This window comes from Microvirga sp. TS319, from assembly GCF_041276405.1.
Taxonomy (GTDB): domain Bacteria; phylum Pseudomonadota; class Alphaproteobacteria; order Rhizobiales; family Beijerinckiaceae; genus Microvirga.
In genome coordinates, this window is record NZ_JBGGGT010000002.1 from 2,448,614 (window position 1) to 2,473,482 (window position 24,869).

Here is a 24,869-nt window from a genome sequence, read left to right on the forward strand (position 1 = left end):
CCCGGCCTTGAGCCGGGCATCCACGTCTTTTTACGGCGCGGCGTTTCCCGGACGTGAACGGACGGGACTGACCCACGGATCGAGTCCGGGGACGGCCATGACAAAGGCCGAAGTTACTGGAACTTCGGCCTTTTACCGTTGTCAGTACAAGCCTCCCGGCGTCGCCCCCACGGCCCTGCGGGGCATCGCGTCCGGCGGTGCGGGCGCATATTCCGCCTGCGGAACCTCCTCCTCAGGGGGGGAATAATATTCCGGAGGAGCCTGGCCGGGCTTGAAGGCCTCCAGGAACGTGCCGCCGCCCTCGCCTCCCGCGCGGGTGCCGGTGGAGGCGTTGACGCGGATCAGCTTGATGCCCGGTGGCACGCGGAACGGGGTCGCGGGCTTGTCCTTCAGGGCCATCTGCATGATGTCGCGGAACACGGGAGCCGCGTATTGGCCGGCGGTCGCCGCGTTGCCGAGCGATTTCGGCGTGTCGTAGCCGAGGAACACGCCCACCGCGAGGTCGGGCGAGAAGCCGACGAACCACACGTCCTTGGCGTCGTTGGTGGTGCCGGTCTTGCCCGCGAGCGGCTTGCCCACGGACTTGACCGACTGCGCCGTGCCGCGCTGAACGACGCCTTCGAGGATCGACGTGATCTGATAGGCCGTGAGCGGATCGAGCACCTGCTCGCGGGTATCGGTGAGCTTGGGCGCGGCGCCGCCGTCCCAGCTCGGCGCATCGCAGTTGTCGCACTTGCGGTCGTCGTGACGATAGATCGTGCGGCCGTTGCGGTCCTGGATCTGGTCGATCAGCGTCGGCTTGATGCGGCGGCCGCCGTTCACGAACATGGAATAGGCCGCCGTCATGCGCATCACCGTGGTCTCGCCCGCGCCGAGCGACATGGAGAGCAGCGGCAGCATGTCGTCATAGACGCCGAAGCGGCGGGCATATTCGGTGACGACCGGCATGCCGATCTCGTTGGCGAGGCGCACCGTCATCAGGTTCTTCGAGTGCTCGATGCCGTAGCGCAGGGTGCGCAGGCCCGCCGACTTGCCGTCGTAGTTCGACGGCGCCCAGGAGGCCTGCCCCGGCCCCATGTCGAGCACGAAGGGCGAGTCCATGATCTGTGTCGACGGCGTATAGCCGTTGTCGAGAGCCGTCGCGTACACGATCGGCTTGAACGAGGAGCCCGGCTGGCGCATGGCCTGCGTGGCCCGGTTGAACTCGCTCTGGTCGAAGGAGAAGCCGCCGACCATGGCGTGGACGCGGCCGGTCTGGGGATCCATGGCCACGATGGCGCCGGAAATCTCGGGCACCTGCCGCAGGCGATACTGGCCCTGCTTGCCTTCGAGGGGCTCCACATAGACCACGTCGCCGACCGCCAGCGCCTTCTCGACGTTGCGGCGGGTCCATTTCACGCCGTCGGCCGTGACGAAGCCCGTTTCCCGATCCCGGGAGAGCTGGCCGGAGGCCTCCTTCTTCGGCTGCAGGCCGATGCGGGCCCGGCCGCCGGAGATTTCGAGCACGACGGCGATTCGCCAGGGCTGAACGTCGCCCATGGAAGAGACCTCGGCCAGGGCCAGGCCCCATTCGCGGCCGGTCAGGTCGAGCTTCTGCTGCGCGCCGCGCCAGCCGCGCGCCTCGTCGAAACGCACGAGCCCGTCCACGAGCGCCTTGCGGGCCATGGCCTGCATCTTCGGATCGAGCGTCGCGCGGATCAGGAGGCCGCCCTCGTAGAGCTTCTCCTCGCCGTACCGCTCGGCGATGTCGCGGCGCACGCCTTCGGCGAAGTAGCCGGACGCGATGCTGTTGGGCGAGACGACGCGCGGCGTGACGTCGAGGGGTTCCTTCCTGGCCGCCTCCGCCTGCTCCTTGGTGATGTAGCCGTTTTCGGCCATGCGGCCGATGACCCAGTTGCGGCGGTCGATGGCGGCCTGGCGCTGGCGGAACGGATGATAGTTGTTCGGGGCCTTGGGCAGGGCCGCCAGATAGGCCACCTGCGCGATGCTCAGCTCGTGGAGCGACTTGCCGAAATAGTTCAGGGCGGACGCGGCGACGCCGTAATTGCCCAGGCCGAGATAGATCTCGTTCAGGTAGAGCTCGAGGATCTTGTCCTTCGAGAAGGTCGATTCCATGCGCAGCGCGATGAGGGCCTCGCGGATCTTGCGCTCATAGCTGCGCTCGTTGCCGACGAGGAAGTTCTTGGCGACCTGCTGCGTGATGGTCGAAGCGCCCTGCTCGCGCTTTCCGCCCGACTTGAGGTTGGACACGACCGCCCGGATCACGCCCTCCGGATCGACGCCCGGATGCTTGTAGAAATTCTTGTCCTCGGCCGAGATGAAGGCCGCCTTGACGAGCTTCGGCATGGCCTGGATGGGCACGTAGAGGCGCCGCTCGCGGGCATATTCCGCGATCAGGCTGCCGTCCGCGGCATGGACGCGCGTCATCACCGGCGGCTCGTAATCGGCAAGCTGCGCGTGATCCGGCAGGTCCTTGGAGAAGAACCAGAAGCCGTAGGCCAGCCCGACGGCGCCGATCAGGAAGAAAATCGCCCCGACGCTGAACAGGAAGCCGAAAAATCGTAGGACAAAGCGCATCCGAAGGTATTCCGTTGTCGGCACCCAGCGGCACCTGATTGTGCATCTCCCGAACGCCGTTTCCTTTCCGGAACAGAACCCGGGCACAGCCTGCCCGCTCTGTTAACCGAGGAATCGCGCCCCCGCTACGGGTATCCACACTCTATCTATGGTAAAACTGCGGCAGCACCCTGCCGGGCGACACGTGTTGCAAAAAAGCGATCCACGGCCACGCCCATGGCATCCACCATCTTGCCGCGCCACTCCTCCGACATCAACAAGTCGAGATCCTGCTTGCTGGAGAGGTACCCCAATTCCACCAGGACGGAGGGCACGTCATGGGCGCGCAGCACCTGGAAGCGCGCCTGCCGGTGGGGATTCTTGTTGAGGCGGGCGATCGAATCGAACTCGCCGACCAGACGGCTCGCGAAATTGTGCGAGAAGCTGCGGGTTTCGCGCAGAGTCAACTCCTGGAGGATATCGGAAACGTCGTCCGGCATGTCGGACGCCTCAACCCCGGCGGCCGCATCGGCCTTGTTTTCGCGGTCGGCCAGCTTGGCCGAGTCGGCGTCCGACGCCCGATCCGCGCCGGTATAGACGGTCAGTCCCCTCACCTCCTGGCCGCCGGAGATCGAATCCGCGTGGATCGAGATGAACAGGTCCGCCTGCACGTGGCGCGCGGCCTTGACCCGGTCCCCCAGCGAGATGAACACGTCCCTGTCGCGGGTCATGACGACCCTGTAGCGTCCGCCGCCCTCGAGCCTCTTCTGCAACTTCTGAGCGAAGGACAGAACGAGATCCTTCTCGAGAACCCCGCCCGTGGAATTCGCCCCGGGATCGATGCCGCCATGGCCCGCATCGACCACGATGACGGGGCGGGCGTCCTTCGCGAGCGGAGCCTGTTCCGAACCCGCGGACTGGGCCGCCTTGGCGGCGCTGTCGGCCGCTGCGCGGTGGAAATCGTCGCGCTCGATCCGGGTGAGCTCGATGGTGAGAAGGGCGGTGCCCCCGGCCGCGTGCGCGTCCACGGTCATGCCCGAGACGGTGGCCGGCTGGGCCAGGTCCATCACGACCCGGGAGCGTCCCGGCGCGAAGAGACCGTAGCGGTAGGAGGAGATCAGGCCGGCTTTCTGGCGCCCCGAATCCGCCGGCAGGTGGAACGCCACCTCCGGCAGGTCGATGATGAGGCGGTCGGGCCTTTCCATGAGAGAAGCCTGGGCCGTGACGGGCTTGGACAGGGCGATCTTGAACCGGGTGGTGGGCCCGTCCACCTCGACGGACACCTCGGCCGCGATGATCGGAGCCACGGCCTTGCCGCCATCGGCATTCGCCCATGCGGAGCCGCCCGCCAGGCTGAGGAATATCGCCAGGAGGCCCGCACAGGTCAGGCTGATGAAGGGTTTGTTTCTCATGCTGCGGCTGGAACTTTCGCGCCCCCTTCCTATCTCATTACTCGGTCTTTGGTTAAGGAAGCTTCTCGGCGAATATCCGATAGTGAGACTCTGTTGCATTAACGACACATGTCTCGGCATCTTGCCAAATGCCCCATTCGATCTGTAATGATCATGACCCCGTCCGGCATGGCCGAATCTGACGGCGGACCTGAGGAGATGGTTGTGTTGACCGGTCCTCACGGATCCCGTCACCCTCGACAGGCGCTTGGAAGGGTTCAGTGGGCGATACAGATCGCCACTTATTTGCCGATGTCCGGATTCCGTCCGGCCCATCGATTCCGAGAAAGGGCAGTCTTGAATGGTTGCGCACACGAAGTCAGCTTTGACTCTCGTCCCGGCACCGTTCGAAGCGCGCGTTTCTTTTCGCGCTCGCCCCTCCTTCACCTCATCCGGCTTGAAGCCGGCCCGTTTCAACCCAGAATGCGCCCCTCCAGGGCGCACGATGGCGATCGACAGCACTCCGAACGCAATTCCAGCCCGCCGCTATCTCATGCGGCGCGGCCACCCGCCTTCACTGCGGCCCCTGCCTCAGGTCCTGCCCTCGGTCGCCATGTCGAGAGTTCAACATGGCAAACAAGATGCTCATCGATGCCTCCCACCCGGAAGAAACCCGGGTCGTGGTGGTGCGCGGCCAGAAGGTCGAAGAATTCGACTTCGAATCCGCTAACAGGAAGCAGCTGCGCGGGAACATCTATCTCGCGAAAGTGACTCGCGTGGAGCCGTCCCTCCAGGCGGCGTTCGTGGAATATGGCGGGAATCGCCACGGGTTTCTCGCCTTCAGCGAAATTCATCCCGATTATTACCAGATCCCGGTCGCCGACCGTCAGGCTCTTCTCGAGGCCGAGGCCGAGGCTCAGGCGGAGGAGGAGCGCGAGGAAGAGCGCCGCCGTCACCGCCGCCGCCGTTCCGCGCCGCGTCGCACCAACAGCGACGAGACGGTCGCCTCCTCAGAGGCGGAGGCCGGTGCCGAGGGCGCCGAGGCCCCTGCTCCCGCCGAGGGCACCGACGAGACCGCCGACCTGATCGCCGCTGCAGGCGACTTCGAGCCCGCATCGGGCGAAGCCGTGGAAGCGGCTCCTGCCGCCGAGGGCGCCGAGGAGGCTCAGGCCGCCCCGGAGAGCGCGGAGACCCAGGCGGAGACCAGGGAGGCCGACGCCGGCGAAACCTCGGACCACGACGACGCGGCCCCCGCCGAGGACGTGTCCGAGGCGTCGGACGCGTCCGGCGAAGAGGACGCGGATCATCACGACGAGGACGAGCACGACGAGGATCACGCCGAAGGCGAGGATGAGGACCATGTCGAGCAGCTCGGCGGCGGCGACGCGATGGAGGACGTTCCTCAGCGCCGCGTCCCGCGCAAGCAGTACAAGATCCAGGAAGTCATCAAGCGCCGCCAGATCCTGCTCGTCCAGGTCGTGAAGGAAGAGCGTGGCAATAAGGGCGCGGCCCTCACCACCTATCTTTCCCTCGCAGGCCGCTATTCGGTGCTCATGCCCAACACGGGCCGGGGCGGCGGCATCTCGCGCAAGATCACCAATGCGGCCGACCGCAAGCGCCTCAAGGAAATCGCCCAGGAGCTGGAGGTGCCCGAGGGAATGGGCATCATCCTGCGCACGGCCGGCGCATCGCGCACCAAGCCCGAGATCAAGCGCGACTACGAATATCTGATGCGCCTGTGGGAGAGCGTGCGCGAGCTCACCCTCAACTCCGCCGCCCCCGCGCTGGTCTATGAGGAAGGCTCGCTGATCAAGCGCGCCATCCGCGACCTCTACAACAAGGACATCGACGACGTTCTGGTCTCCGGCGAGGAAGGCTACCGCGAGGCCAAGGACTTCATGCGCATGCTCATGCCGAGCCATGCCAAGATCGTCCAGCCCTACCGCGAGCCGCAGCCGGTCTTCGCGAAATACGGGGTGGAAGCCCAGCTCGACGCGATGTTCTCCAACGTCGTGACGCTGAAGTCCGGCGGCTATCTCGTCATCAACCCGACGGAAGCCCTGGTCTCCATCGACGTCAACTCGGGCCGGTCGACCCGCGAGCACAACATCGAGGACACGGCGCTCCGCACCAACCTCGAAGCCGCCGAGGAAATCGCCCGTCAGCTTCGTCTGCGCGACCTCGCCGGCCTCGTGGTCATCGACTTCATCGACATGGAAGAGAAGCGCAACAACCGCGCTGTCGAGAAGAAGCTCAACGAGTGCCTGAAGAACGACCGCGCCCGCATCCAGGTGGGCCGCATCTCGCCCTTCGGCCTGCTGGAAATGTCGCGCCAGCGCATCCGGACGGGCGTGCTTGAATCCTCCTCCGTCCCCTGCCCGCATTGCGCGGGAACCGGCTTCATCCGTTCGACGCCGTCGGTCGCGCTCCATGTGCTGCGCTCGATCGAGGAAACCCTCATCAAGAATGCCGGCTACAACCTGGTCGTCCGCACCCGACTGGAGGCCGCCTTCTACATTCTCAACCAGAAGCGCATTCACCTGCGCGAGTTGGAGACCCGCTTCGGCGTGGCCATCTCGATCGTGGCCGACGATTCGCTGACCGGCACGACGAATTACGTGATCGACCGGGGCGAGCCGGCACTTCGCCTCGAACACAAATCGGCCGCGACCGGCATCCAGATCGACGCCATCGCGCCGGTGGACGTGGTCGAGGACGTCGAGCCCGAGATCGAGGCCGAGGACGAGGAGCAGACCGACGAGGAGGCGAGGGCCTCGGAGGACGGTGAAGGCAATGGCCGCCGCCGCCGCCGCCGTCGCCGCCGTCGTGGGCGCGACCGCGAGGGTTTCGCGGGCGCGGGCCAGGACGAGGATGCTTCCGAGGGTGACGTTTCCGAGGGCGAGGACCAGGAAGGCGAAGCGGCGGAAGCCGCCGCCGGCCAGGAGATCGAGGCCGCCGAGGGCGAGGAAGGCGAAGCGTCCGACGCCGATGACGGCAATGGCCGCCGCCGCCGTCGCCGGGGCCGCCGCGGCGGTCGCGGTCGCGGTCGCGACGAGGCCGTCGAGACCTTCGCGACCGAGGAAGGCTTCGTGGCCGCGACGGAGGCCGTCGCCCAGGCCGTCGGCACCCTGGACGAGCCGGCAGGCGAATCCGCCTCCGCTCAAGAGCCTGTGACGGCCCAGGAGCCTGCGGCAGCCCAGGAGCCTGCGGCTACCCGGGAGGCCGAGGCCATCGAGGTGCAGCCTGCCCGCGCCGAGGAGCAGCCGATCGAGACCAAGCCCGAGCCGCAGCCCGTCGAGGAGGCCCCGCAGCCCGTGGCTCCCGAGCCCGAACCGGTCGCGGTCGTGCTCACCCCGCCGGATCCGGAGCGCCCGAAGCGCGCCGGCTGGTGGTCGAAAGCCAAGTCGGTTCTCAGCGGATCCTAGCGCATCGTGCGAAAAACCGGACCCGGTTTTTCGCAGGAACGATGCGCTCATCTAGGAGGGAGCATCGGCTTCAATCCCAAAAGTGCAAATCCACTTTTCACGTCCGATGCTCTAAGGTCCAGAAACACGAAATGCCCGGCTTTCGCCGGGCATTTTCTTTGAAGCCCTCCGCTGCGCTGCGCCGAGATGACGGGAGTGCGACGGAAGACTATGCGGACGATGAAGGACGGAATGGATCCTATTTCAGCCAGCCCCTGAGCCGCCCCACGGTCTCGCGGCAATCGGTCTCGGAACCGGCGAAGGACAGGCGCATGTAGTGCGAGCCTTCGATGGGGTCGAAATCGAGGCCGGGGGTCGCCGCGACGCCCGTCTCCTCCAGCATGCGCCTGCAGAAGCCGATGGAATCGTTCGTGTAGCGGGCGATGTCGGCATAGATGTAGAAGGCGCCGTCCACCGGATGCATGTCGGCGATTCCGATCCGGGGCAGTTCCTCGAGCAGGTAGGCGCGGTTGCGGGCATAGCCCGCCTTGACGGCCTCCAGCTCCTCGGTGGCGTCGAAGGCCGCGAGCGCCGCGACCTGCGAAAGGTAAGGCGGCGAGATGTAGAGGTTCTGCGCGAGCCGCTCGATGGGCCGCACGAGCCGCTCGGGCACGATGATCCAGCCGATGCGCCAGCCCGTCATGCAGTAATATTTCGAGAACGAGTTGATGACGACGGCATCGTCGTCCGAGGCGAGCGCTGTCGACGCGTCCTCGCCATAGGTCAGCCCGTGATAGATCTCGTCCGAGACGAACCACAGCCCCATGCGGCGGCAGGCCTCGCCCAACCCGGCCAGCGCCTTGCGGCCGATCATGGTGCCGGACGGATTGGCCGGGCTCATGGCCAGGATGCCGTGGAGCGGCTTGTCCGCATGGGCCTTCTCGATCGCCTCGGGCGTCATGATCCAGCCATCCGCCCGGGTGAGCGGAATCACCACCGGCTCGATGCCGAGCGCTTCGAGGATGTTGCGATAGGCCGGATAGCCGGGCGCCGTGATGGCCACCCTCTGGCCCGCGTCGAAGAGGCTCAAGAAAGCCAGCACGAACCCCGCCGAGGAGCCGGTCGTCACGACGACCCGTTCGGGCGCGATGGAGACGCCGTAGGCGTCCCGGTAGTGGCGGGCGATCCGCTCCCTCAGGGCCGCGATGCCGAGCGCTTCCGTGTAGCCGATTCGGCCCAGATCCAGCGCGGCCTTGGCGGCCTCGCGCGCCGCCCGGGGAGCGGGAGCGGAGGGCTGGCCCACCTCCATATGGATGACGCTGTCCCCTCGCCTTTCTTTCGCCGCAGCGGCGCTCAACACGTCCATGGCCAGGAAGGACGAGACCCGGTCCATGCGGCGGGCGACGACGGGAAGGTTCTGATCGGCGATCGATTTTGTCATGGAAAAGCTCGTAGCTCTTTGGAAAGCCGGTCTCAAGAACCATGTTTCGGCCCCTATGCCTATCGGGCCGTCATCACGGGCGATGCCGTGTCGTCCTGCGAATACGAAGGCGTGATTTGACGCCGAGCTCTCCAAGCCGCTAACTCACACCAGATATGTCGTTCAGCCGGGTGCCGAATCTTTCGCATCGCACAGGCTGGAACAGGAAACTCCGCAAAGGATCGGATATGCGTTTCTCGCTTCTCAACACCTGCCGGGCCGCGGCTCTGTTCGGCGCGCTGTTCGGCAGCCTTGCCGTCGCCCCGGCCGCCCTCGCCCAGAATGCGGTCTTCAACGACCAGCAGAAGCAGGCGATCGGCGACATCGTGAAGGAATACCTCCTGAAGAACCCGGAGGTTCTGACGGAAGTGATCGGCGAGCTCGAGAAGCGGCAGGCCGAGGCCCAGCAGGTCGCCCAGGCGAGCGCCGTTCAGGAAACCAAGCAGACGCTCCTGAACGCCCCCCATTCCTATGTGGTCGGCAACCCCTCCGGCGACATCACCCTGGTCGAGTTCTTCGACTACAATTGCGGCTATTGCAAAAAGGCCCTCTCGGACCTCCAGACGCTCGTCAAGAACGATCCCAAGCTGCGCGTCGTGCTCAAGGACTTCCCCGTGCTCGGCCCCGATTCCGTGGAAGCGAGCCGGGTGGCCCTCGCGGTCAGGAAGCAGCTGCAGGGTCAGAAGCTCTTCGACTACCACGTGAAGGTCCTGGAGACCCGCGGACGCGTGAACGGCGAGCGCGCCATGGCGGTCGCCAAGGAGATGGGCGCCGACATGGCCAAGCTCCAGAAGGACATCGACAGCCCCGACGTGCGCGGCGCCCTGCAGGAGAACATGGCTCTCGGCGACAAGCTGAGCCTGACCGGCACCCCGGCCTTCATCGTCGGCGAGGCGGTCATCCCCGGCGCGGTCGGCATCGAGCCCCTGAAGCAGCTCATCGACAATGTCCGCTCCTGCGGCAAGGCCACCTGCGGCTAAGTCCGTTCCACGGTCACCTGCCAGGCATCCCCGGCCCTTTGCCGGGGATCCATCTCTCGGGTCCATGTCTTGAAGACTCAGATCCATGTCTTGAAGACGAAGCGGTTCGGAAGCCCTGGATGGCCGGAACCGGTCCGGCACGAGGACGGAAAGCACTTCCGCAAGCATCCATTCGTTGACGGAAAACGCGCCAAGCTCTGGAAAGGCTTGGTTTTCCCCTTCCCCCATGCCCGCCTTTTGGATAAGAGGGCGTTTCGGCTCCGCCTGACGGAGCTTTATGGAACGCTCCTTTCGCGATGATCAACGTCCACGTCCTCAACGGACCCAACATCAACCTGCTCGGCCGCAGAGAGCCCCAGATTTACGGCAGCGCCACGCTGGCGGACATCGAGGCGCTCGTGCGCGAGAAGGCTGAAGCCCTGGAGGTGGCGATCACGTTCCGCCAGTCGAACCATGAAGGACATCTGGTCGACTGGATCCAGGAGGCGGGAGCACAGGGCGCGGGCATCGTCATCAATGCCGGCGCGTATACCCACACCTCGATCGCTCTGCGCGATGCCATCTCCGGCAGCGGCGCTCCGACGGTCGAGATCCATCTTTCCAACGTTCATGCTCGCGAAGGCTTTCGCCATCGCTCGCTCATCGCACCCGTGTCAGTCGGCGTGATCTGCGGTTTCGGCCCCCAGAGCTATCTGCTCGGCCTCGAAGCGGTTCACCGAGTCATGGTCGAGCGGGCCCGGCTTCCGAAGCCCTCCCAGCACTAGTTCCTCACAATAAAGAGGTGAGCCCCATGGCCAAGGACAACCCTTTCGATCCCGATCTCGTCCGGGAGCTGGCGAACATGATCGCCGAAACGGATCTCAGCGAGATTGAAGTGGAGAAGGGCGACCTCCGCATCCGCGTGGCCCGGACGATCCACGCCGTGACAGTTCCGGTCGCCGCTCCCGCAGCGCTCGCTCCGGCCCCGATCGTCGCGCCGCCGCCGGCCGCCGCCGACCTTCCGGGCGCGGCAAAGCCCGGCGTCCCCCATCCGGGCGCGGTGCTCTCGCCCATGGTCGGCACCGCCTACCGCAAGCCCTCCCCTGAGGCGAAGGCCTTCGTGGAGATCGGCTCCAAGGTCCAGGCCGGCGACAAGGTCCTCCTCGTCGAGGCCATGAAGACCTTCAACGAGATCGTCGCTCCCCGCGCCGGTACCGTGACCGCAATCTTTGTCGAAGACGGAACTCCTGTTGAATACGGCGAACCCCTCCTCGTCATCGAGTAAGGCGCGACATGTTCGATAAGATCCTCATTGCCAACCGAGGCGAGATCGCCCTGCGCATCCTGCGGGCCGCGAAGGAGCTCGGGATCGCCACCGTCGCGGTGCATTCCACCGCCGACGCGGACGCCATGCACGTGCGGCTCGCGGACGAGAGCGTCTGCATCGGGCCGCCCGCCGCCCGCGACAGCTATCTCAACATCCCGGCCCTGATCGCCGCCTGCGAGATCACCGGCGCGGACGCCATCCATCCCGGCTATGGCTTTCTCTCCGAGAACGCCCGCTTCGCCGAGGTGCTGGAGCATCACCGCATCGCCTTCATCGGCCCCAAGGCGGAGCATATCCGCATCATGGGCGACAAGATCGAGGCGAAACGCACCGCCAAGCGCCTGGGCATTCCCTGCGTGCCCGGCTCCGAGGGCGGCATTTCCGACGAGGACGAGGCCAAGAAGGTCGCGTCCGCGATCGGCTACCCGGTCATCATCAAGGCGGCCGCCGGCGGCGGCGGACGCGGCATGAAGGTCGCCCGCACCGAGTCGGATCTCGTCCACGCGCTCCAGACCGCCAAGACCGAGGCGAAGGCCGCCTTCGGAGACGATGCGGTCTATATCGAGAAATACCTCGAGAAGCCGCGCCACATCGAGATTCAGGTGCTCGGCGACGGCAAGGGCGGCGCGATCCATCTGGGCGAACGCGACTGCTCCCTGCAGCGCCGTCACCAGAAGGTCTGGGAAGAAGGCCCCTCGCCGGCTCTGAACCTCGAGATGCGCGAGCGCATCGGCGGCGTCGTGGCGAAAGCCATGCAGGAGCTGCAATATGCGGGCGCCGGCACCATCGAGTTCCTGTACGAGGACGGCGAGTTCTACTTCATCGAGATGAACACGCGTATTCAGGTGGAGCACCCTGTTACCGAGATGATCACCGGGATCGACCTGGTGAACGAGCAGATCCGCGTCGCGGCGGGCCATCCGCTCTCGGTCAAGCAGGAAGACATCAAGATCGAGGGCCATGCCATCGAGTGCCGCGTGAATGCGGAGCATCCCTCGACCTTCCGCCCCTCGCCCGGGACGATCAGCTATTTCCATCCGCCGGGCGGTCTCGGTGTGCGCGTGGACTCGGCGGCCTATCAGGGCTACCGCATTCCGCCGCATTACGATTCCCTCGTCGGCAAGCTCATCGTGCACGGACGCACCCGCAACGAGTGCCTCATGCGCCTGCGCCGGGCGCTCGACGAGTTCGTGGTCGACGGGGTGGACACCACGCTCCCGCTCTTCCGCACCCTCGTGCGCAACCCGGACATCCAGAACGGCCAGTACGACATCCACTGGCTCGAGAACTTCCTGAAGACGGGTGGGCTCGAAGAGACCTGATCGGTGACGGGCCTCCTCCCGGCCGGTCGCAGCAAGGGTTCGGGGCAAAACCCCGAACCGACGCCGTGCGGCGGAGCGGGAGGAACGGCCTCTCCTCAAAATCGACATGCCTCCGGTCTAACCCTCGGTTCCGGTCGTTCTATGTGTGCTGACAGGGCCCGAACGATTGGACATGCTGGTGAATGACTAGGCCATCCGACGACAACATCAGCATCACCCCCGAGATCCTGCTCAAGGCCTATGCCGCAGGCATCTTTCCCATGGGAGAGGATGCCGACGATCCGTCCCTGTTCTGGGTCGAGCCCCGGGAAAGGGGCATCATCCCGCTCGACGCCTTTCACGTGCCCAAGCGCCTCGTCCGCACGGTTCGCTCCGACGAGTTCGAGGTCCATATCGACCGGGATTTCGACGCCGTGATCGCCGGCTGCGCGGCGCCCGCCACCGACCGGGAGAAAACCTGGATCAACCGACGCATCCGGGATCTCTACGGGCAATTGTTCGATGCGGGCTTCTGCCATACGGTCGAGGTCTACCGGGACGGCCGCCTCGTCGGCGGCCTCTACGGCGTGCGCCTGAAGGGCGCATTCTTCGGCGAAAGCATGTTCCACACGGAGCGCGACGCCTCGAAGGTCGCGCTGGTCCATCTCGTCGCGCGGCTCAAGCGCGGCGGCTTCACTCTCCTCGACACCCAGTTCGTGACCTCGCACCTGGCGCAGTTCGGCGCCGTCGAGGTCCCCCGCCGCAGCTACAAGCAGATGCTGCGCATGGCGCTCGAACATGAAGGAAACTGGGACGCCTGGCCCGGGAACCGAAAGGTGAGCGGCGAGGACGTCCTCGCTGCGCTTTAGTGCGTCGGACGCAAAAGTGGGAACCGGTTTTGCGTGAAAAGATGCTCAACAGCATAAACTGACAGCATCGCACGAGGGTTCGATTTCACGTCCGGTGCTGGAGATCCATAAACGCGTATCCTGTCGACCTTGGGCTGGGGGGTAATGCACTCGCAGAGGAGGATGAGACGCCATGCCATCGAGCTTCAATGTTCGCAGCGCCGCCGGGTACGAGCAGATCATGGGCCGCTGGAGCCGCAAGCTGGCGGAGCCGTTCATCGGCTTCGCCGGCCTTGCGAACGACGAACGGGTTCTCGACGTCGGGTGCGGCACGGGAAGCCTCACCTTCGCATTGCCGCGGGTGGCGGATGTCGGGGAGATCACGGCGATCGATTTCTCGGCCGCCTTCGTCGAGGAGGCGCGCCGTCGAAACGACAACCCGAAGATCACCATCCAGGAGGGCGACGCCTGCGCGCTCGCCTTCCCGGACGGCCGCTTCGACCGTGCCCTCGCTCTCCTGGTCCTGCATTTCGTCCCCGAGGCCCGAAAGGCCGTGGCGGAGATGCGCCGCGTGGTCCGGCCCGGCGGCAGGATCGCAGCGGCCGTCTGGGACCACCTCGGCGGCATGTCGGGAATGCGCATGATGCTGGACACCCTCGCCATGCTGGACGAGAAAGCCCGGGAGCTGCGCCACCGCTACTGCTTCCAGCCGATGATGCGGCCGGGCGAAATGAAGCGTTGCTTCATTGCCGAAGGCCTGTCGAACGTCCGGGAGACCGAGCTCCTGGTCCGCATGAATTATGAGAACTTCGCGGATTACTGGGAGCCGTTCGCCGCCGGCGAGGGACCGCTCGGCAGCTATGTGGCAGGTCTCGACCCGGCGCGTTTCGCCCGTTTCGAAGAGGCGGTCAGGGCCGCCTATGAGGCCGGCGAGCCCGATGGACCGCGCTCCTTCGCGGCGGTCGCATGGGCCTGCCGGGGAGACGTACCGGAGACTGTGTAGGAGCAGGCCCGGGATCAGCGATCGGTATTGATGAGGGGCGCGTTCCGGTTGAAATCCGGACCGCTGCGCCGCGCCGGCTGCCGCGGCTGGGGCGGCGCATTCGTCAACGGAGGCGCGGGCGGCAGCGGCCGGGCGCCGCCGGAATCGGGCGGAGCCATGATGTCGCGCGGGCGGCCGGGCTCAGCGGATGTGCGCTGGGTGCTCGGCTCGATCGGCGGCAGTTCCTCGGGCGTCTCCTTGGGTTCGGCGATCACCTGGGTGCCGCCTTTGCAGTCCACGAGCCAGATGTCATAGACCGGGTGCTCGATGCCGTGCAGGCCGGGGCTCGCGGCGAACATCCAGCCCGAGAACACCTTCCGGCTGCTCCCGTCGGTGCTGGCCTCCTCCACCTCGACGAAGGAGGTGGTGTCCGGGGTTTCCGTCGACGGCTTCGTGAAGCAGACGCGTGGCGTCATCTGGAGCGCGCCGAACTGGACCGTTTCGTCGACCTTGACCTCGAACGAGACGATGCGTCCGGTGATCTTGTCGAGACCGGAAAAGACCGCCGTCGGATTCTTGATTCTGTCCGCCTGGGCCGTACCGGCCGCGCCGGCGACCGAGGCGAGCACCAGGGCGGCCCGCGTCCATTCGAACTTCATTGTCTTAATCCATGCCCCTTGTGAACGGGTTCCACAGCCCGGAAAAGGCCTGCGTCGGGTCGGGCAACGCGATAACACGCGAACCATGATGGAAAAAGGGCAAGTGAGGAAAAGAGACCCGTTGGGCCCGCCCTTTTCCCGGCGGGGCTCCATCCGGCCGGAATCACCGCTCCAGGGGGTTGGGTGCGGGCGCTTTCATGGCCTCGCCGACCTTCTCCCGGCGCTCGTAATGGGCCGTGGAGCAGATCACGGAGCAAAGAAGGCCGCGATCCGACCAGTAGGACGGACCGTTTTCGGCCTTGCCGGCATGGTACGCGAAGTCGCCGTGACCGTAAGGCAGGCCACATTCGATGCAGGTGCGCGGTTGGGGACGGTTCAGCATGGCATTCTCGGGAAGAGGGCCGCGGGCCTCACTCGCCCGGCGTCCAGGGAACGTAGTCGCCGGTCGCGGCGGGACGCCGGCCGGTGGAGAGCTGGGACCCTTGCGGGCGGTAGGCCTGAGACGTGCCCGTCATGTTGGGCACGTAGGGCTTCTCCCATGCGTAGGGCCGGTAATTCTCCTCGCTCGGAGGCACGTCGCCGTTATGGCAGAGCCAGGCGCGCCAGCCGGGCGGAACCCTCGAGGCATCGGCTTCGCCGTTATAGATGACCCAGCGACGCTCCGCGCCCACATTCGAATCGATCGGCTGGGGCTGGGTATAGCGGTAATAGCGATTGCCGAACTCGTCCTGGCCGACGAACTGCCCCTTGCGCCACGTAAAGTACCGGGTGCCGAGGGTCTGCCCGTTCCACCAGGTGAAGAACTGCGTCAAAAACTGTTTCATGCGTCTGCCATAGGGTCGAAAAGCTGGCCGGAATATGGCGTCGGAACTTCGAGAAGTCCAGGAAGGATTACGCGCGCGCCCGCTCAGGCTTTTCCATAGGATTTTCCATGCGAAAGGGGCGCTTTGGAGCGCCCCTTTCGCGTGGCGGATCGACTGGTGGGCAGGCAATCGGCAGGCGCGCGGCCGCGACCATGCGGGGGACCATCGGGGGACGAATCGCCGCGAAGGAAGAACAGATCCCGTTCCGCCGATTCGGTCGGCGTTCGTTCGACGACTCTTTCCTTGGTTCTCCGGGCTTCCCTCATGGGTTCCGCGGTCCTGACGAGGACCTGCCCCGCGTCCCCCGGCGCGGAACCGCGAACCCGACATTTGGGGGCTCCGGTTTCCCGTTAACCACGATTTGTACACCGCCGATTTTGCCGGCAGAATTTATGCTTCGGGATTCTGAAAGGATTCTCTTGAGCTTAGCCAGTTTTCCACATTTTTAACACTTGCCCACTATATGTAGTTGGAACCACGGTCGCCGCTACAAGTTCTTGACGCAGGGCCCTCAAGACGACTAGCTTGCCGGAGTGCCGATCTGAGACCGGCGGCCCCTCTGTGAGGAGGGGTTGAAATCTCCCAAGAGTCAGCGTCAGGGCCGCGCGGTAAACCACTTGCCGCGGGAACTGTGGCGTCCGAAGGAGACGTGGCTCGGGTATGCGAGTGGCGGTTCGACACGATCGGACCGTGGGGGCGTCAAAAGAATTAGTTATGGGGCTATCGTTGCGGACCCTGTCCGCGGCGCGGGGGCTTTTTGTCTCCGATACCAAGGGATCAGACAGATGCGGATCGAGCGGCGTTACACGCAAATCGGGCAATCGCCCTATTCCTCCCTCGCCTTCCGGCTCGCCACGAGCGAGATCCGCAATCCGGACGGCTCCATCGTGTTCAGGCTCGAGAACATCGAGGTACCGGAGACCTGGAGCCAGGTGGCGTCCGATGTCCTGGCCCAGAAGTATTTCCGCAAGGCCGGCGTTCCGGCCCGCCTGAAGAAGGTGGAGGAGAACGATGTCCCGTCCTGGCTCTGGCGCTCCGTGCCGGACGAGGCCGAGCTCGCCAAGCTGCCGGAAGAGAGCCGCTACGGCTCCGAGATTTCCTCCAAGCAGGTCTTCGACCGGCTCGCGGGCTGCTGGACCTATTGGGGCTGGAAGGGCGGTTATTTCTCGTCGGAGGAGGACGCGCAGGCCTTCTATGACGAGCTGCGCTACATGCTCGCCAACCAGATGGTGGCGCCGAACTCCCCGCAATGGTTCAACACCGGCCTGCACTGGGCCTACGGCATCGACGGCCCCGGCCAGGGCCACTATTACGTGGACCACAAGACCGGGCGGCTGACGAAGTCGAAATCGGCCTACGAGCACCCGCAGCCCCATGCCTGCTTCATCCAGAGCGTCGAGGACGACCTGGTGAACGAGGGCGGCATCATGGACCTGTGGGTCCGCGAGGCGCGCCTGTTCAAATACGGCTCGGGCACCGGCTCGAACTTCTCCAAGCTGCGCGGCGAGGGCGAGAGGCTCTCCGGCGGCGGCCGTTCCTCGGGCCTCATGTCGTTCCTCAAGATCGGCGACCGCGCCGCGGGCGCGATCAAGTCCGGCGGCACCACCCGCCGCGCGGCCAAGATGGTGGTGGTCGACGTCGACCATCCCGACATCGAGAGCTACATCGACTGGAAGGTGAAGGAGGAGCAGAAGGTGGCGGCCCTCGTCGCCGGCTCCAAGCTCGCCGCCAAGCACCTGAAAGCCATCATGAAGGCCTGCGTGAACTGCGAGGCCGAAGGCGATGCCTGCTTCGACCCGGAGAAGAACCCGGCTCTGAAGAAGGAGATCAAGATGGCGCGCCGGGTCCAGATCCCGGACAACTACATCAAGCGCGTCATCCAGTTCGCGCGCCAGGGCTACACGGATATCGACTTTCCCGTCTACGACACGGATTGGGATTCGGAGGCCTATCTCACGGTTTCCGGCCAGAACTCCAACAACTCCGTCTCCGTGACGGACGACTTCCTGCGCGCCGTGGAGACGGACCAGGAGTGGAAGCTCACCGCCCGCAAGGACGGCAAGGTCATCAAGACCCTCAAGGCCCGCGACCTGTGGGAGCAGATCGGCCACGCCGCCTGGGCGTCGGCGGATCCGGGCCTGCACTTCAACACCACCATGAACGACTGGCACACCAGCCCCGCCGGTGGCCGCATCCGGGCGTCGAACCCCTGCTCGGAATACATGTTCCTGGACGACACGGCCTGCAACCTCGCCTCCGCCAACCTGCTGCAGTTCTTCGACCGCGCCGCGCACAAGTTCGACGCGGAATCCTTCGAGCATGCCTGCCGCCTCTGGACCGTCGTGCTCGAAATCTCGGTGCTGATGGCGCAGTTCCCGTCGAAGGAAATCGCGCAACTTTCCTATGAGTACCGCACGCTCGGCCTGGGCTACGCCAATATCGGCGGCCTGCTCATGACCATGGGCCTTCCTTACGATTCCGCCGAGGGCCGCTCGCTCTGCGGCGCGATCACCGCGATCATGACCGGCGTGTCCTATGCCACCTCGGCCGAGATGGCGGGCGAGCTCGGCGCGTTCCCGAACTACAAGGCCAACGCGAAGCACATGCTGCGCGTGATCCGCAACCATCGCCGCGCGGCGCATGGCGTCGCCGAAGGCTACGAGGGCCTCTCCGTCAACCCGGTGCCGCTCGATCACGCCTCCTGCCCCGACCAGGACCTGATCGCCCACGCGAAGGCCGCCTGGGACAAGGCGCTCGACCTCGGCGAGACGCACGGCTACCGCAACGCGCAATCCACCGTGATCGCGCCCACCGGCACGATCGGCCTCGTGATGGATTGCGACACCACCGGCATCGAGCCCGACTTCGCCCTCGTGAAGTTCAAGAAGCTCGCGGGCGGCGGCTACTTCAAGATCATCAACCGGGCCGTGCCCGACGCGCTGCGCGCCCTGGGCTACCGCGAATCCGAGATCGCCGAGATCGAGGCCTATGCGGTCGGCCACGGCTCGATGAAGCAGGCCCCCGCCATCAACCCGGGCTCGCTGCGGACGAAGGGCTTCACGGACGAGAAGATCGAGGCGGTGGAAAAGGGCCTGAAATCGGCCTTCGACATCAAGTTCGTGTTCAACCGCTGGACGCTCGGAGAGGACTTCCTCACCGGCACGCTGAAGGTTCCGGCCGAGCGGCTCAACGACCCGACCTTCGACCTCCTGTCCTTCCTCGGCTTCTCGAAGGCCGACATCGAGGCCGCGAACATCCACATCTGCGGTGCGATGACGCTCGAAGGCGCGCCCTTCCTGAAGACCGAGCATTACGCAGTGTTCGATTGCGCCAATCCGTGCGGCAAGATCGGCAAGCGCTATCTGTCGGTGGAGAGCCACATCCGCATGATGGCGGCGGCGCAGCCCTTCATCTCGGGCGCGATCTCCAAGACCATCAACATGCCCAACGACGCCACCGTCGAGGATTGCAAGAACGCCTACATGCTCTCCTGGAAGCTGGCCCTGAAGGCGAACGCGCTCTACCGCGACGGCTCCAAGCTGTCGCAGCCGCTGAACTCCGCCCTGATCGCCGATGAGGACGAGGACGCGGAGGACGCGGTGGAGGCCGTCACGGCGCTTCCCGCCGCGGCCAAGGCCGCGCACGTGTCGGAGAAGATCGTCGAGAAGGTGGTCGAGCGCGTGGTGGCGCTGCGCGAGCGCGAGAAGATGCCCGACCGCCGCAAGGGCTACACCCAGAAGGCCGTGGTCGGCGGCCACAAGGTGTATCTGCGCACCGGCGAATACGACGACGGCCGCCTCGGCGAGATCTTCATCGACATGCACAAGGAAGGCGCGGCCTTCCGGGCGATGATGAACAACTTCGCCATCGCGATCTCGCTCGGCCTGCAATACGGCGTGCCGCTGGAGGAATACGTGGAGGCCTTCACCTTCACGCGCTTCGAGCCGGCCGGCTTCGTGCAGGGCAACGAGCGCATCAAGTCGGCGACCTCGATCATCGACTACGTGTTCCGCGAGCTCGCGGTGTCCTATCTCGCCCGCAACGATCTCGCCCATGTGGATCCGTCCGAGGCCGGCCCCACCACCATCGGGTCGGGCGAATCCCAGTCGAAGGCGCCGGAAGCGGCACCCGCCACGGCCATCGTGTCCCGCGGCTTCACCCGCGGCAACGTCGACCGCCTCATGCTCATCCCGGGCGGCGGCAGCGCCGCAGGCCAGGCGCAGCGTACAGGCAGCGTGACGGTCGGCGCGACCGCGCTCAAGAGCGAACTCGCCCAACCCGCCCCGCAGGCGGAGGAGAAGGTCGGCGAAGCCGAAATGGCCAAACTCGCCTTCACGGCCCCCGCCGCCCCCTCTCTCGCCGACAAGCGCGCCGAGGCCAAGATGAAGGGCTATGTGGGCGAAGCCTGTCCTGAATGCGCGAACTTCACGCTGGTCCGGAACGGGACGTGCCTGAAGTGCGACACGTGCGGTTCTACTACCGGGTGCTCCTGATTATTCCGGCTGTTGCTTGTTGAAGTGAGAGGCGAAGTTCGGCCTAATTGATCTTTGCCTTCTGCAGAACGTCAAAGGCTAGCGGGCGCCCTATCTGGGGCGCCCGTCTCCCAAATCGAACAAATCATGAATCTTCGGCCGCCTGCTCGAGGGCCGGCGAAAAGGTCGTGCCTGCCTCTGAGCGGCACTCGGAGGAAGTAGCAATGGCCCACGACGCTCTGGATCGGACACCGGACGCTGCGCCCAAGACTGTGCCTGGGAAATCTCGCACGATGTCCACACTCGAACTTCCAGAACTCCGTTACATAGAGAAGCACCGGATCGGCGTCCGCTTCTGTCTGCTTGCTTCAGCACAGACCTGCGACGTCGACCGGGTGACCACTCATCGAATTTCACCCAAGCGAGAGATCGAGTTGTTCTATTTGAGCAACGGCGAGGTTGTCGCCATTGCTGAAAAGAGACTTTCCAGCATTCCAAGCGGAGTGACGGCGGTTCTGATCCGGGAACCTGGCCGCAAACCGAAATGGCAATGGCACGCTCGGCTAGCTGAATTTCAGGAGCGGTTTAAGGCTGACCCAAAACCCGTCGCTACGGGAATCGAGAACTCTTGGCGCGATGGCTTTCGATTTAAGACAGAGATAGTTGATGAGCACGGGAACGTCGCTAAGGGTGACGAAGGTTTGAGGCCGCCTCAGGCTGGTGCTCTACACAACATCGGGGGCCACTGGAGCGTCTTCGCCCACGAACCCGCAACAGTCGTAATGCCTACCGGTACCGGCAAGACGGAGACGATGCTGTGTGCCGTGGTAAACTATAGACGCGGTCCGACGCTTGTCGCAGTGCCGTCGGATGCTCTTCGGTCCCAGACCGCTCGCAAGTTTGAAAGCTTGGGGCTGCTCCGGAAACTGGGCCTCGTCGATCCCGATATTCACAACCCTGTCGTGGCCGTCGTGCTGAGGGAAGCCGTTAGGAGCGAGGATCTCGACCTCTTAAAAGGCTGCAATGTTGTGATTGGCGTTATGGCCTCCTTGGCGGGAGCAAAAACTGCCCCCCTCTTTCCCGAGATCGCCGCTTCGGTCGGGAGCCTCTTTCTCGACGAGGCCCATCATGTCCCTTCCGACACATGGAGTGAGTTCCGATCTCACTTCAAGAACCATCAAGTCCTTCAGTTCACCGCGACACCTTTCCGGCTCGACGGAAAGCTTGTCGACGGCCAAGTCATCTTCAGCTACCTGCTAGCGGCCGCTCAGAGGGACGGGTACTTCAAGCCAATCAAGTTCGTGTCAGTGTTTCAAATCGACCAGGAGAAGGCTGACGAGGAAATGGCCGAGGAGGCCCTGGGCGCACTTCGGGCTGACCTGAAATCGGACCTCAACCATCTCCTGATGGCGCGGTGCGCTCGTATCCAAAGAGGTGACGGTCTAGTCGAACTCTATCGCCGCTTGGCACCTGAGCTGAATCCCATCCTGGTGCATTCGGAGATGTCGGAACCGGAGGTATCCCGTGCTCTGGATGAGCTCCGATCTGGTCGGAGCCGTATCGTCGTTTGCGTCAATATGTTGGGTGAGGGCTTCGATCTTCCTGAACTCAAGGTTGCTGTCCTTCACGATCTGCACAAGAGCCTACCGGTCTTGCTGCAGTTCACGGGACGCTTCACGCGGAGCTCTGGAGAGCGCATCGGCAACGCAACCGTCGTCGCGAACATCGCCGATCCAAGGGTATCTTCGAGGCTGGAGCGCCTCTACAGCGAGAGCGCCGACTGGAACCAGCTCCTCAGTGAATCCAGCTCAAACGCAGCCCGGGAGCACGCTGAGTTGATCGAGTTCCTCCGCAGCTCGGACACTCTCATCCCTGAAGAGAACCTTGAGGGGCTCAGGATCTCGAAAAACCTTCTGCGGCCGAAGTTCAGCACGATCACCTATCGCTGCGAGACATTCTCGCCCAAGACGTTCCACGAGGGGTTGCCGGAAAAGACACATGTTCACGCCGCCTGGTACAATGAGCCGGAATCGCTCCTCTACTTTGTAACAAGGAAGGAAGAGCGGGTCCGGTGGAGCCGAGGCAAGAAAATTGCTGACCGCCAGTGGGATCTTTACGTCCTCTTCCATGACAAGGAGGCCGGCCTCCTTCACGTGAACTCCTCTGACAAGGATAGCCTCCACGAAGGTCTTGCCAAGGCTGTCGGTGGCACCGTCCGGATCGACGGGGAGCAGACCTTCCGCGCACTGGGCGGCATCCATAGGCTAATCTTCAACAACATCGGCGTTCGAAAACATGGTCGGCGTAACATGAGCTTTGCCATGTACACCGGAGCCGATGTCCGGGCGGCGCTGACGCTCACCGAGACAACCGGAGCGACCAAGTCCAACCTTGATGGCAGGGGGTGGGAAGGCGGGGCCGTTGTCGCGCCAGGTTGCTCGGCCAAAGGCCGGGTGTGGTCGAAGGCGCAGGGAACGATCCCCCAATGGCTCAAGTGGTGCCGTCCAGTCGGACGGAAGCTGTTGGATGCTAGCATCGACGTCAACAATATCCTCCAGAACGTGCTCATTCCGACCGAGGTCAAGGACGAATTCCCTGACGAACGGATCCTCTCGGTCGAATGGCCTGCGGAGACCTTGAAGACGTCGGATGAGAAGATTGTGCTCGTCAAGAACGGCATTGAAGTCCCGATGGCCTACTGCGAATGGGAGCCCGAACCTGAGGCGTCAACAAGGACGCGGCTCGCATTCCGCCTCGTGTCCGCAAATGGGGCGCTGAACGAGCAAGTCGGACTGCTCCTTGACAACGAGAAGGGGTATCGCTTTACGGGGCCCGACCATATCCGGATCAGGCAGGGCCGCCTCGACATGGCGCTGCTTGAATTCCTCTACGATTACCCTCTCGTAGTCCGGTACGTCAGTCTGAAGGAGCTCGAAGGCGATCTTTTATACGAGCAGGCCAACATGCCCCCTGCACGCATAGAGGAACGTCAGCTAAGATCCTGGAACTGGAATGGTGTCGACATCCACGTTGAATCCACATGGAAGAACGGTGTTGAGCGCCCTCGATCCGTCCAGTCTCGGACCGCTGCTCACTACGTCAGCGAAGGGTTTCAAGTCGTCTTCAATGACGATGATGCCGGAGAAGCGGCCGACCTAATCTGCCTGCAGGAGACCGACGATAAGATCCGCCTCGCGCTTGTCCATTGTAAATACTCTGGGAAACCCGATCCGGGCGAACGGGTAAAGGACGTTGTCGAGGTCTCCTCGCAGGCAGTTCGCTCGGCGTCCTGGCGCGGCAGCTTCGACCGTCTGCACCGGCATATTCTCACCCGCTCAAAGCTGGTTGGCAATGGCACTGCCTCAAGGTCGCGTTTCATCACCGGCTCGATCCAGCGTTTGGCCAATTTGGCAAAGGCATCGAAGATGAAGCCTGTCGAACTGGAAATCGTGATCGTGCAGCCCGGGGTGGCGCGTTCAAGCATTACCGACGACCAAGCCATGGTACTCGGCTCGGCGGCGAGCTATCTCCGCCAGACCGTGGACGTCGATCTGACCGTGATATGCTCACCATAGATCTGGAGCTTCGTCGCCCGGCAACATGCGGGAGCGGCCAGTTTTGCCCTTCGTGGTCAACTCGGTGCGTCTCGCGACCCTCTGGACGACTTGCCCTCTGAGCCAACATCCCACCTTGGTGGAACCCCGACCGGCTATGCTGGATTAACCGCAATCTCCACAACGATGAGCCCAGGCTCCGGGGCGAACGGTCCGGGTGCTGCCGCACCTCCTGCCTTGCGAACCACGGGCTTGGGCTGGTGGGGCACCAATCGGGCTCCGAACCGCTATCTTCCTGGCAAGCTTGACCTTTTAGGTTGGCATCCCCACCTGCCTCTCAGTAGGGGACGAAAGCATGAGTGATTTGGTGGCGCAACTGGACATTCACCATGAGGTAATCGGCAGCACGCAACCGGATGTGGCTGCAGCCATGGGACAGTACACCCGATTCGGGACGGGGTTCGAGGATGTGGACGATGGTGGCGATCCACCGGCATTCGCTCAATCATCCCATCGAGACTTCCCTCTCGACTTTGAATCGGTCCTCGGGATTTATGATGCCGACACCCGACGCGTAACTTGCTTCACAAAAGGCATTGCCTTCGTCGCCACAGCATTGGGCGTCAATCCGTTCCTCATCGAGCGGATTGTTCGCTATCACGAATTCGCCCACGCGCATCATCATCTCGGGATTAAGGCAAACGCCTCGCCTTCTGAGGCAGCTGGGCTGGTGCGGATGGGCGATGAAGCCTACCGCAGGTGCCTGGATGAGACCAAGGAACAGATCGCCCAGCTCGCGACCCTCATCGTGATCCGGCAACGACGCGACAAGGCACGAGCTCCTGAAGCCCAGCGGATCCTGGATCGGATGCTGGAAACCTTTTTTGATTTGATGGCCCGCCAGAGTTCTCGATACCGTCTCCCACCAGAAACGCGAGACGGAGATCTTTCGCGGTTGCATGCGAAGCTCGGTCTTCTGATCGACATGACCGATGCAGGCATGTCGCCTTCTGCTGACCACATTCGTCGGATCTTGGCGTAGCTGCCCATCGCGAACGGAGCCGCTTATGGCG

The 24,869-nt window shown here is 64.3% G+C and carries 16 protein-coding genes; 10 read left to right on the forward strand and 6 right to left on the reverse strand.

Going from position 1 to position 24,869, the window contains the following annotated elements:
* Nucleotides 1-141: 141 nt before the first annotated feature.
* Together AB8841_RS20890 and AB8841_RS20895 are read right to left on the reverse strand one after the other, a co-directional pair.
* Nucleotides 142-2,577: a penicillin-binding protein 1A gene (locus tag AB8841_RS20890; RefSeq protein WP_370437719.1), complete on the reverse strand. Its 2,436-nt coding sequence runs from the start codon at nt 2,575-2,577 to the stop codon at nt 142-144.
* A gap of 146 nt (nt 2,578-2,723) precedes the next feature.
* Complete coding sequence (locus AB8841_RS20895) at nt 2,724-3,968, reverse strand: N-acetylmuramoyl-L-alanine amidase (protein ID WP_370437720.1); 1,245 nt, start codon at nt 3,966-3,968, stop codon at nt 2,724-2,726.
* A gap of 608 nt (nt 3,969-4,576) precedes the next feature.
* Here AB8841_RS20895 and AB8841_RS20900 point away from each other — a divergent pair.
* A complete protein-coding gene (locus tag AB8841_RS20900; RefSeq protein WP_370437721.1) occupies nt 4,577-7,372 on the forward strand; it encodes an Rne/Rng family ribonuclease in 2,796 nt (931 codons plus the stop codon).
* Nucleotides 7,373-7,610: 238 nt separating this feature from the next.
* On the opposite strand, the gene AB8841_RS20905 is transcribed toward AB8841_RS20900, so the two are convergent.
* Nucleotides 7,611-8,792, reverse strand: coding sequence for a pyridoxal phosphate-dependent aminotransferase (locus tag AB8841_RS20905; RefSeq protein ID WP_370437722.1), 1,182 nt, complete (start codon nt 8,790-8,792; stop codon nt 7,611-7,613).
* Between the two features lie 227 nt (nt 8,793-9,019).
* Here AB8841_RS20905 and AB8841_RS20910 point away from each other — a divergent pair, with 227 nt between their 5' ends.
* The 6 genes from AB8841_RS20910 (at nt 9,020) to AB8841_RS20935 (ending at nt 14,269) form a co-directional block, all read left to right on the forward strand.
* A complete protein-coding gene (locus AB8841_RS20910) occupies nt 9,020-9,811 on the forward strand; it encodes a DsbA family protein (protein WP_370437723.1) in 792 nt (263 codons plus the stop codon).
* 296 nt (nt 9,812-10,107) lie between these two features.
* Nucleotides 10,108-10,575: a type II 3-dehydroquinate dehydratase gene (gene aroQ / locus AB8841_RS20915; RefSeq protein WP_370437724.1), complete on the forward strand. Its 468-nt coding sequence runs from the start codon at nt 10,108-10,110 to the stop codon at nt 10,573-10,575.
* A gap of 26 nt (nt 10,576-10,601) precedes the next feature.
* Nucleotides 10,602-11,075: an acetyl-CoA carboxylase biotin carboxyl carrier protein gene (gene accB / locus AB8841_RS20920; RefSeq protein ID WP_370437725.1), complete on the forward strand. Its 474-nt coding sequence runs from the start codon at nt 10,602-10,604 to the stop codon at nt 11,073-11,075.
* Between the two features lie 8 nt (nt 11,076-11,083).
* Nucleotides 11,084-12,439, forward strand: a complete 1,356-nt coding sequence (gene accC / locus AB8841_RS20925) for an acetyl-CoA carboxylase biotin carboxylase subunit (protein ID WP_370437726.1) — start codon at nt 11,084-11,086, stop codon at nt 12,437-12,439.
* A 182-nt stretch (nt 12,440-12,621) separates the two neighbouring features.
* Nucleotides 12,622-13,287, forward strand: a complete 666-nt coding sequence (gene aat / locus AB8841_RS20930) for a leucyl/phenylalanyl-tRNA--protein transferase (protein WP_370437727.1) — start codon at nt 12,622-12,624, stop codon at nt 13,285-13,287.
* 172 nt (nt 13,288-13,459) lie between these two features.
* Nucleotides 13,460-14,269 (forward strand): class I SAM-dependent methyltransferase, encoded by an 810-nt coding sequence (locus AB8841_RS20935; RefSeq protein WP_370437728.1) that lies wholly within the window; start codon nt 13,460-13,462, stop codon nt 14,267-14,269.
* A 14-nt stretch (nt 14,270-14,283) separates the two neighbouring features.
* Here AB8841_RS20935 and AB8841_RS20940 read toward each other — a convergent pair whose 3' ends face one another.
* The 3 genes from AB8841_RS20940 to AB8841_RS20950 form a co-directional block, all read right to left on the reverse strand.
* Nucleotides 14,284-14,907, reverse strand: a complete 624-nt coding sequence (locus AB8841_RS20940; protein ID WP_370437729.1) for a DUF2155 domain-containing protein — start codon at nt 14,905-14,907, stop codon at nt 14,284-14,286.
* A gap of 163 nt (nt 14,908-15,070) precedes the next feature.
* Nucleotides 15,071-15,289, reverse strand: a complete 219-nt coding sequence (locus AB8841_RS20945; RefSeq protein WP_370437730.1) for a hypothetical protein — start codon at nt 15,287-15,289, stop codon at nt 15,071-15,073.
* 28 nt (nt 15,290-15,317) lie between these two features.
* Nucleotides 15,318-15,731, reverse strand: coding sequence for an NADH:ubiquinone oxidoreductase subunit NDUFA12 (locus AB8841_RS20950; protein WP_370437731.1), 414 nt, complete (start codon nt 15,729-15,731; stop codon nt 15,318-15,320).
* Between the two features lie 824 nt (nt 15,732-16,555).
* On the opposite strand from AB8841_RS20950, the gene AB8841_RS20955 reads away from it, so the two are divergent.
* From AB8841_RS20955 to AB8841_RS20965, 3 genes are all read left to right on the forward strand, one after another.
* Nucleotides 16,556-20,263, forward strand: coding sequence for a vitamin B12-dependent ribonucleotide reductase (locus tag AB8841_RS20955; protein WP_370437732.1), 3,708 nt, complete (start codon nt 16,556-16,558; stop codon nt 20,261-20,263).
* 203 nt (nt 20,264-20,466) lie between these two features.
* Nucleotides 20,467-23,817 (forward strand): DEAD/DEAH box helicase, encoded by a 3,351-nt coding sequence (locus AB8841_RS20960; RefSeq protein ID WP_370437733.1) that lies wholly within the window; start codon nt 20,467-20,469, stop codon nt 23,815-23,817.
* Between the two features lie 334 nt (nt 23,818-24,151).
* On the forward strand, nt 24,152-24,838 hold the full coding sequence (locus AB8841_RS20965) for a hypothetical protein (protein WP_370437734.1): 687 nt from the start codon (nt 24,152-24,154) through the stop codon (nt 24,836-24,838).
* Nucleotides 24,839-24,869: the final 31 nt, after the last annotated feature.